The organism is Nocardioides sp. P5_C9_2 (genome assembly GCF_054049555.1).
Genome location: NZ_JBFUMD010000095.1, coordinates 1 through 9504, shown reverse-complemented (window position 1 = coordinate 9504; position 9504 = coordinate 1). Strand labels below are relative to the sequence as shown.

Sequence of the window (9504 nt, the reverse complement as noted above, 5' to 3'; positions counted from 1 at the left end):
GGTGCGGATGGTGAAGCACGCCGAGGTGCCCGACCGGTACGAGGCGTGGGTCACCCCCGACACCGAGGGGGCCTGGACCTTCGAGATCGCGGCGTGGTCCGACCCGCTCGCGACCTGGGAGCACGACGCGGGGCTCAAGATCCCCGCCGGGGTCGACGTCGAGCTGATGTTCACCGAGGGCCGCCTCCTCCTCGAGCGCGTCGTCGCCGCCGGCGACCTCGACTCCCACGAGAGGTCGGTCGTCGACGGAGCCGCCCAGGCCGCCGGTGACACGCACCGGCCCGTCGAGGCCCGCCTCGCCGCGCTGCAGTCCCCCGAGCTGCGAGACGTGCTGGGCCGCCACCCGCTGCGCGAGCTCGTCTCGACCGAGGGTCCCTACCCCGTGTACGCCGATCGCACCCGCGCGCTCTACGGCAGCTGGTACGAGTTCTTCCCGCGCTCCGAGGGCGCGACCAAGGACCCGAGGACCGGCAAGGTCACCAGCGGCACGTTCCGGACCGCGGCCAAGCGGCTCGACGCGGTGGCCGGGATGGGCTTCGACGTGATCTACCTGCCGCCGATCCACCCGATCGGCGAGGTCAACCGCAAGGGCCCCAACAACACCCTCACCCCGGGGCCCGAGGACACCGGCTCCCCGTGGGCGATCGGCAGCAAGGACGGTGGCCACGACGCCATCCACCCCGAGCTGGGCGACTTCGACGACTTCGACGCGTTCGTGGCACGCGCCGGCGAGCTCGGCCTCGAGGTCGCGCTCGACCTCGCGCTGCAGGCGGCGCCCGACCACCCGTGGGTCACCAGCCACCCGCAGTTCTTCACCACCCGCGCCGACGGCTCCATCGCCTACGCCGAGAACCCGCCGAAGAAGTACCAGGACATCTACCCGGTCAACTTCGACAACGACCCGACGGGCATCTGCCGCGAGGTGCTGCGGATCGTGCGCCTGTGGATGTCCCACGGCGTGCGGATCTTCCGTGTCGACAACCCGCACACCAAGCCGCTGGCCTTCTGGGAGTGGCTGCTCAAGGAGATCCGTCGTACCGACCCGGACGTGATCTTCCTGTCCGAGGCGTTCACGCGGCCGGCGATGATGCACGGCCTCGGCGCCGTCGGCTACCACCAGAGCTACACGTACTTCACCTGGCGCACCGGCAAGCGCGAGCTCGAGGAGTACCTCACCGAGGTCGCCACCGAGTCCGACCACCTGATGCGGCCGAACTTCTTCGTCAACACSCCCGACATCCTGCACGCCTACCTCCAGTACGGCGGACCGGCGGCGTTCAAGGTGCGAGCGGTGATCGCGGCGACCGGCTCCCCGAGCTGGGGCGTGTACGCCGGCTACGAGCTCTACGAGCACGTGGCGGTCAAGCCGGGCAGCGAGGAGTACCTCGACACGGAGAAGTTCCAGATCCGCGTCCGGGACTGGGAGGCCGCCGCCGCCGAGGGCCGCACCCTCGCGCCGTACCTCACCCGGCTCAACCAGGTCCGGCGGGCGCACCCGGCGCTGCAGCTGCTGCGCAACCTCACGGTCCACTCCAGCGACGACGACCAGGTGCTGGTCTACTCCAAGAAGCGGGACGACGACGTCGTCCTGGTGGTGGTCAACCTCGACCCGCACGGCACCCGCGAGACCATGATCCACCTCGACATGCACGCCCTCGGCCTGGACTGGCACGACTCGTTCGTCGCCCACGACGAGATCACCGGGGAGGAGTGGAGCTGGAGCCAGAACAACTACGTCCGCCTCGACCCCGGCCACGAGCCCGCCCACATCATCTCCGTCAGGAGGCCCCGTTGACGACCACCGGCGACCGCACCCCCCTCACCACCGACCCCGGCACCGATATCTCCCCCGTCCACACCGGCAGCGAGGAGTTCGAGGACACCTCGACCACCGCGGCGACCCCGGACTGGTTCAAGACGGCCGTCTTCTACGAGGTGATGGTCCGCTCGTTCCGGGACTCCAACGGCGACGGCGTCGGCGACTTCAAGGGCCTCATCGAGAAGCTCGACTACCTGCAGTGGCTGGGCGTCGACTGCCTGTGGGTGCCGCCGTTCTTCACCTCGCCGCTGCGTGACGGCGGCTACGACGTCGCCGACTACACCGACATCCTTCCCGAGTGCGGCACCGTGGAGGACTTCCACGACTTCCTCGACGAGTGCCACAAGCGCGAGATCCGGGTGATCGTCGACTTCGTCATGAACCACACGAGCGACGCGCACCCGTGGTTCCAGGCCAGCCGCGAGGACCCCGAGGGCCCGTACGGCGACTTCTACGTCTGGTCCGACACCGACGAGCTGTACGAGGACGCGCGGGTCATCTTCGTCGACACCGAGCCGTCCAACTGGACGTGGGACCCGGTGCGCCAGCAGTACTACTGGCACCGGTTCTTCCACCACCAGCCGGACCTCAACTTCGACAACCCCGCGGTCCACGACGCGATCATGGACGCGATGGCCTTCTGGCTCGACATGGGTCTGGACGGCTTCCGGCTCGACGCCGTGCCCTACCTCTACGAGCGACCCGGCACCAACGGGGAGAACCTCCCGGAGACCCACGACTTCCTCAAGAAGTGCCGCCGGTTCGTCGACGCCAACTACCCGGGCCGGGTGCTGCTCTGCGAGGCCAACCAGTGGCCCGCCGACGTCGTGGAGTACTTCGGCGACCCGAGCGTGGGTGGCGACGAGTGCCACATGGCCTTCCACTTCCCGGTGATGCCGCGCATCTTCATGGCCGTGCGCCGCGAGTCGCGCTTCCCCATCTCGGAGATCCTCGAGCAGACGCCCGAGATCCCGGACAACTGCCAGTGGGGCATCTTCCTGCGCAACCACGACGAGCTCACCCTCGAGATGGTCAGCGACGAGGACCGCGACTACATGTGGGAGGAGTACGCCAAGGACCCCCGGATGAAGGCCAACATCGGCATCCGCCGCCGGCTGGCCCCGCTCCTCGACAACGACATCAACCGGATGGAGCTGTTCACCGCGCTGCTCCTCTCCCTGCCCGGCTCGCCCGTCCTCTACTACGGCGACGAGATCGGCATGGGCGACAACATCTGGCTGGGCGACCGCGACGGCGTACGCACCCCGATGCAGTGGACCCCGGACCGCAACGCCGGCTTCTCCTCCGCCACCCCGGGACGGCTGCACCTGCCGGCCATCCAGGACCCCGTCTACGGCTACCAGTCGGTCAACGTCGAGGCGCAGCTGGAGAACTCCTCCTCGCTGCTGCAGTGGACCCGCCGCCTGGTGCACGCGCGTCGGCGTCACCACGCCTTCGGCCTGGGGACCTTCACCGACCTCGGCGGCTCCAACCCGTGCGTGCTCTCCTACGTGCGCGAGCACGTGGCCGAGGACGGCACCCGCGACGTCATMCTGTGCATCAACAACCTCTCCCGCTTCCCGCAGCCGGTCGAGCTCGACCTGCGTCACTGGGAGGGCATGGTCCCCGTCGAGCTGCTCGGCGGCGTGCCGTTCCCGCGGATCGGCGAGCTGCCTACCTCCTCACCCTGGGCGGCTACGGCTTCTACTGGATGCGCCTCGTCGAGGAAGGGAGCCACCCGTGACCGACACCCTGAGCGACTTCATCGGCGCCGCCCGCTGGTTCGGGGGCAAGGGCCGGGACTGGGCCCTCACCGCCGTACGCCGGGTGGGCGAGCTCCCCGACCCGCCCCCTGGCCTGCACGTCACCATCGAGCTGGCCGAGCTGACCTACACCGGCAGCGACGGGAGCGTCGAGACCGAGCTCTACCAGCTCCCCCTCGCCTACTACACCGACCACCAGGAGCGCATCGAGCACGCCTCTGTCGGCGAGTGGGACGACCCCGACTTCGGCCACGTGTTCGTCTACGACGCGGTCCACGACCGGCAGGCGATGGGCCTGTGGCTGCGCGCCTTCGCCGAGGTCACCGACGGACGCGTCACCCGCGACCGGCTCGCCTTCCACCGCGTCGAGGGCCACGAGCTGGACCTCACTGTGCACTCCACCCTCTTCAGCGGCGAGCAGTCCAACTCCTCGGTCGCCTTCGGCGAGGACTCGCTGATGAAGGTGTTCCGCAAGGTCACCCCGGGGGTGAACCCGGACATCTCGATCCACGAGGTGCTCACCCGCGCCGGGTCCGAGCACGTCGCGTCCCTCTACGGCTGGCTCGACGTGGTCGACGACGAGGCCGACACGACGATCCAGCTCGCCATGCTGCAGCAGTTCCTGAGGACGGCCTCCGACGGCTGGGACCTCGCGCTCTCCAGCGTGCGCAACCTCTTCGCCGAGGCCGACCTGCACGCCGAGGAGGTCGGCGGCGACTTCGCCGGCGAGGCCGCCCGGCTCGGGACGGCCCTCGCGGAGACCCACGCCACGCTGGCCGACAACTTCCCGGTCGCCACCCGCTCGGCGCCCGAGACGGCCGAGCTGGCCGACGCCATGCGCGGACGGCTGGAGGCTGCCCTGGACGTCGTGCCGGGGCTCTCCGAGCACGCGGCCGCTCTCCGGGCGACGTACGACGCGCTGGCCGCCCTCGGCGAGGTGACGGTCCAGCAGGTCCACGGCGACCTGCACCTGGGTCAGACGCTGCGGACCGTCCGGGGCTGGAAGATCGTCGACTTCGAGGGCGAGCCCGCCAAGCCGCTGGCCGAGCGGATGCTGCCCGACTCCCCGTGGCGCGACGTGGCGGGGATGCTCCGGTCCTTCGACTACGCCCCGCGCGTCGTGATGATGACCGGGTTCGCCGCGGACCCGGCCGAGGGCATCGGCGACCAGCAGTCCTACCGTGCGACCGAGTGGTCCGCACGCAACTCGACGGCGTTCCTGGCGGCCTACGCCGGACGCGACCTGACCGCCGAGGAGCAGACCCTGCTCTCGGCGTACGTGGCCGACAAGGCCGTCTACGAGGCGGTCTACGAGGCCCGCAACCGGCCGACGTGGGTGGGCATCCCGCTCGACGCGCTGGCCAGGATGGAGCAGGCATGAGCACCCCCGCCAACACCCCCAGCACGAACCGCCCGAGCTCGAGCCCTCCGAGCACGACTCCCCCGAGCACGGCCGGGGCCGTCGATCCCAGCCAGCCCGGCGAGCTCGACATCCACCTCATCAACGAGGGTCGCCACGAGGAGCTGTGGAAGGTCCTCGGTGCGCACCCCACGCCCGACGGCACCGCCTTCCGCGTGTGGGCCCCCAACGCGCTCGAGGTCCAGGTCGCCGGCGAGTGGGCCGGCTGGGACGGCTCGCGGCACCCGATGACCCGCGTGGGCGACTCCGGGGTGTGGCACGTGCTGGTCGCCGAGGCCGGCACCGGCTCGCAGTACAAGTACCGCCTGCGCGGCGCCGACGGCGTCTGGACCGACCGCGCCGACCCGATGGCCTTCTACGCCGAGAAGCCGCCGAGCTCGGCCTCGATCGTGTGGGCCTCCGACCACGAGTGGAACGACGCCGAGTGGCTCGCGGCCCGGGCCGACAAGCAGCCGGTCGATGAGCCGATGGCGATCTACGAGATGCACCTCGCCTCGTGGCGTCGCCACCACCCGCACCAGGGGCAGGCCGGCGAGATCTACTCGTGGGACGAGATCGCCGACGCGCTCGTCCCGTACCTCGACGACCTCGGCTTCACCCATGTCGAGCTGATGCCGGTGATGCAGCACCCGTTCGGTGGGTCGTGGGGCTACCACGTCACGTCGTACTTCGCCCCCGACGCCCGCTTCGGCGACCCGGACGGGCTCAAGCGCCTCATCGACCGCCTGCACCAGGCCGGCATCGGCGTCATCCTCGACTGGGTGCCCGGCCACTTCGCCACCGACGAGTGGGCGCTGGCCCGCTTCGACGGGACGCCGCTCTACGAGGACCCCAACCCGCAGCGCGGCTGGCACAAGGAGTGGGGCTCCCACATCTTCAACTTCGGTCGCCACGAGGTGCGCAACTTCCTCTACGCCAACGCGCTGTACTGGCTCGAGGAGTTCCACGCAGACGGGCTGCGCGTGGACGGCGTCGCCTCCATGCTCTACCTCGACTACGGGCGCGAGCACGGCGAGTGGAGTCCCAACAAGGACGGCGGCCGCGAGAACCTCGAGGCCGTGCAGTTCCTGCAGGAGATGAACGCCACCGTCTACAAGCGGGTGCCCGGGGTGGTGACGATCGCCGAGGAGTCCACCGCCTGGCCGGGCGTCACCGGACCGACGTCCGACGGGGGCCTGGGCTTCGGCTTCAAGTGGAACATGGGCTGGATGCACGACTCCCTGGGCTATGCCTCCAAGGACCCGATCTACCGCAGCCACCACCACGGCCAGATGACGTTCTCGCTGGTCTACGCGTTCACCGAGAACTACGTGCTGCCGATCAGCCACGACGAGGTCGTGCACGGCAAGGGCTCGCTGCTGCGCAAGATGCCGGGTGATCGGTGGCAGCAGCTGGCCAACCTGCGGGCCTACCTCGCCTTCATGTGGGCCCACCCGGGCAAGCAGCTGCTCTTCATGGGTGCCGAGATCGGCCAGGAGTCGGAGTGGGCGGAGTCCCGCGAGCTCGACTGGTGGCTGCTCGAGCACCCGGAGCACTCCGGGGTGCACGCGATGGTGCGCGACATGAACGCCGCGTACGTCGCCTCGGGCGCCCTGTGGGGGCGCGACAACTCGCCGGAGGGCTTCGAGTGGCTCGACGCCAACGACGCCCACCGCAACGTGTTCTCCTTCGTGCGCCGATCCCCCGGTGAGCCCGACGTCGTGTGCGTGGCGAACTTCGCGGCAGTGCCGCACGAGGGCTACCGGCTGCCGCTCACGGCCACCGGACGCTGGGCGGAGGTCCTCAACACCGACGCCACGGCGTACACCGGCTCCGGCGTGGGCAACCTCGGCGCGGTGCAGGCGGTCGAGGGCGGCAGCGGCGGGAGCCACCACCCGGCGTACGCCGACATCGTGGTGCCGCCGCTGGCGACCGTGTGGTTCCGCCACGAGGCGGACTGAGCGGTTCCGCCACCAGGCGGAGTGAGCGAGGCTGCGTCGCGGCCCGGGATGGGGCCCGGAACCGCGACGCAGCCGCATGACTCATCTCATGTCAGGTGGATCATCTCGATCATGCCCATGAACGCGTGCGGCATCCCCTGCATCTTGGGGTCCGGCATGAAGCAGAGCACGACGTACTGCCCGGCCGGCAGGTCGTAGTCGACGGTCATGGCACGGTGGTTGGAGATCACGTCCGTGTCCAGCGTTGCCTGCAGGGCCCAGTCGGGCGGCCCGGAGCCCTCGGGCCCCTGGAACGTCTCGAGCACCTGCTCCACCGTGGTGCCCTCCTTGACCTGCTGCATCGACATGAAGTGCAGCACCGGCGCGGTGGCGGTGTTCTTGAACATCAGGGTGCCCCTGGCCGGCAGGGTGGAGCTGCCGCCCCAGCCCGGGCCGTCCGTGGCGACGATCCTGCCGTCGACGTGCGGCGTCTTGGTCTGCCGCTTCGACCCGACGTGGAACATCGTGGGCTGGGAGGTGCGCCCGGCCACCAGGATGGCGAAGTACTCACCCGGGTGCGGGAAGACGATCGTCCCGGTGTCTCCCGGAGCCAGGCCACCGAGGGCGTCGGTCTTGGCGTAGACGCGCTTGATCGCCTTCAGGTCGTTGGTGTTGAAGCCCCGGACGTCCTTGAGGAACTCCGGCATGGTGTAGCCGGCCTTCAGGGTCCCGAACGTGACGGTGCTGTCACCCTTGCCCTTGACCACGATCTTGGCGCGTCCGGCGTGCAGGCCCTTGACGCCCTTGAGCGAGACTCCCTGCTTGGTCACCTTGGCGGTGATCGTCGGGGTGGCCGCCCGGGAGAGCTCGGCCCTGTGGGCGGTCGCCGCCGACGTCAGCGTCGGCGCCACGAGAACAGTCGCGCACACGCCGGCGATGGCAGTGCGCACGAGCAGGTTGATCCGCATGTTTGGTCCCTTCCGTAGTTGTGTGTGTGCGAGGTCGACGGGCGCCGGCCTTGTCGGGTCACGTCAGGTGGATCATCTCGATCATGCCCATGAGGGCGTGCGGCATGCCGTGCATCGCGGGGTCGGGCATGAAGCACAGGACGACGTACTGACCGGCCGGCAGGTCGTAGTCGAGCGTCATGGCGCGGTGCGGCGAGAGCACGTCCGTCTCGAGCGACCCCGGCAGCACCCAGTCCGGGTCCGGGCCCTGGTCGCTCTGCAGGAGCTCGAGCACCTGGTCCACCGTCGTGCCCTCGACGACGCGCTGCATCGACACGAAGTGCATCACCGGCGTGGTGGCGGCGTTCTTGAACATCAACCTGCCCCGGGCGGGGATGGTGGTGCTGCCGCTCCACCCCGGTCCGTCCTTGGCGACGATCCGACCGTCGACGTGCGGCGTCCCGGTCTGCCGCTTCGACCCCACGTCGAACATCGTGGGCTCGGAGACACGCCCGCCGCCGGGCATGGCGAGGTAGGTGCCCGGGTGCGGGAAGACGATGCTTCCGGTGTCGCCCGGAACCAGGCCCCCCAGAGCGTCCACCTTGGCGTAGATGCGCTTGATGGCCTTGACGTCGTTCGTCTCGAAGCCGTGCAGGTCCTTGAGGAACTGCGGCACCGTGTAGCCCTTCTTCAGGGACGCGAAGATGACCGAGTTGCCCTTGCCCTTGACCACGATCTTCGCGCGTCCGGCGTGCAGGCCCTCGACCCCCTGCAGTGACACCCCGTGCTTGGTCACCTTGGCGGTGATCGTGTGGATGGCCGCCCGGGCTTGCCGGGCCGGTGGTGCAATGGCCGATGACGCAGTGGTCGATGTCGTCAGTGCCGGCGCCACAAGGGCCGTCGCGCACACTCCGGCAACGGCCGTGCGCACGAGCAGTTTGATCCGCATGTTGCCCCTCCTTGGCTGAGTCGTGCAGGTCGACGCGCGTCGGCCCCCCGAGCATCTCCACGCTGGCACGGATCGCCGTGCATGACGCTCCGCTGGATGGAGGCTGGACCTCCACAGTGCTCCCCGTCGCCGGGCCCCGTCATCGCCGACGCAGCGATCTCCCCAGTGCTGGGGATGACCCGGACGCGGAAACGTGCGTTCACTGACCGGGTGAGGACGAGTCGGACGCGTGCCGGGCGTCGGCGGACCGGCTGGCTGGCCGGCCTGGTCGGCCTCGCGCTGGCCGCTGCGGCCACCCTGGGCGCCGCGCCGTCGTCCCCGCCCCCGGCGCAGGCGGCCGTGGCTGGCACCTCCGTGACCATCCTCATCGAGCGGGGCGGGGCGAGCCACGGCTTCTCCACGCCCACGGTGACGGTGATCGGTGACGGTGCCCTCAGCGTCACCAACCTCGACACCTACGACCACACGATCACCTCGGTGGCCCTCGACCCCGCCGGCGTCCCGCTGTTCGACGTGAAGGTCCTGCACGGCACCACGGTGGCGATCCCCGCGGCCGACACGCTCGCCTCGGGGACCTACCCGTTCTACTGCCGGTTCCACCCCAACATGCGGGGCACCCTCGTCGTCGACCGCGGCGGGGGCGGCGCCACCGGGGCGCCGCCGGTCTTCGACCAGTCCCTGCAGATC

6 protein-coding genes and 1 pseudogene are annotated in these 9504 nt (G+C 70.0%); 5 read left to right on the top strand and 2 right to left on the bottom strand.

Annotated features, from left to right (window positions below):
- The 4 genes and pseudogenes from ACXJKL_RS07055 to glgB all read left to right on the top strand — a co-directional run.
- Window positions 1-1795, top strand: a 1795-nt coding sequence (locus tag ACXJKL_RS07055; protein WP_457206348.1) for a maltotransferase domain-containing protein, incomplete at its 5' end; no start/stop codon positions are given.
- Window positions 1796-1842: 47 nt separating this feature from the next.
- Window positions 1843-3563: pseudogene (gene treS / locus ACXJKL_RS07050) on the top strand (maltose alpha-D-glucosyltransferase).
- The gene (locus ACXJKL_RS07045) at window positions 3560-4963 is read left to right on the top strand and encodes a maltokinase N-terminal cap-like domain-containing protein (RefSeq protein WP_457206347.1); all 1404 of its coding nucleotides are present in this window, start codon (window positions 3560-3562) and stop codon (window positions 4961-4963) included. The pseudogene treS and the gene ACXJKL_RS07045 overlap by 4 nt, the downstream one beginning before the upstream one ends.
- The gene (gene glgB / locus ACXJKL_RS07040; protein WP_457206346.1) at window positions 4960-6942 is read left to right on the top strand and encodes a 1,4-alpha-glucan branching protein GlgB; all 1983 of its coding nucleotides are present in this window, start codon (window positions 4960-4962) and stop codon (window positions 6940-6942) included. The genes ACXJKL_RS07045 and glgB overlap by 4 nt, the downstream gene beginning before the upstream one ends.
- 86 nt (window positions 6943-7028) lie before the next feature.
- On the opposite strand, the gene ACXJKL_RS07035 is transcribed toward glgB, so the two are convergent.
- Window positions 7029-7889: a hypothetical protein gene (locus tag ACXJKL_RS07035; protein WP_457206345.1), complete on the bottom strand. Its 861-nt coding sequence runs from the start codon at window positions 7887-7889 to the stop codon at window positions 7029-7031.
- A gap of 58 nt (window positions 7890-7947) precedes the next feature.
- Window positions 7948-8664, bottom strand: coding sequence for a hypothetical protein (locus ACXJKL_RS07030; RefSeq protein ID WP_457206344.1), 717 nt, complete (start codon window positions 8662-8664; stop codon window positions 7948-7950).
- A 363-nt stretch (window positions 8665-9027) separates the two neighbouring features.
- On the opposite strand from ACXJKL_RS07030, the gene ACXJKL_RS07025 reads away from it, so the two are divergent.
- A partial coding sequence (locus ACXJKL_RS07025) for a cupredoxin domain-containing protein (RefSeq protein WP_457206343.1) occupies window positions 9028-9504 on the top strand: 477 nt, incomplete at its 3' end.

Coding starts and splice junctions, on each gene's coding strand:
- glgB (WP_457206346.1), top strand. CDS start 4,960: ATGAGCACCCCCGCCAACACCCCCAGCACGAACCGCCCGAGCTCGAGC.
- ACXJKL_RS07035 (WP_457206345.1), bottom strand. CDS start 7,889: ATGCGGATCAACCTGCTCGTGCGCACTGCCATCGCCGGCGTGTGCGCG.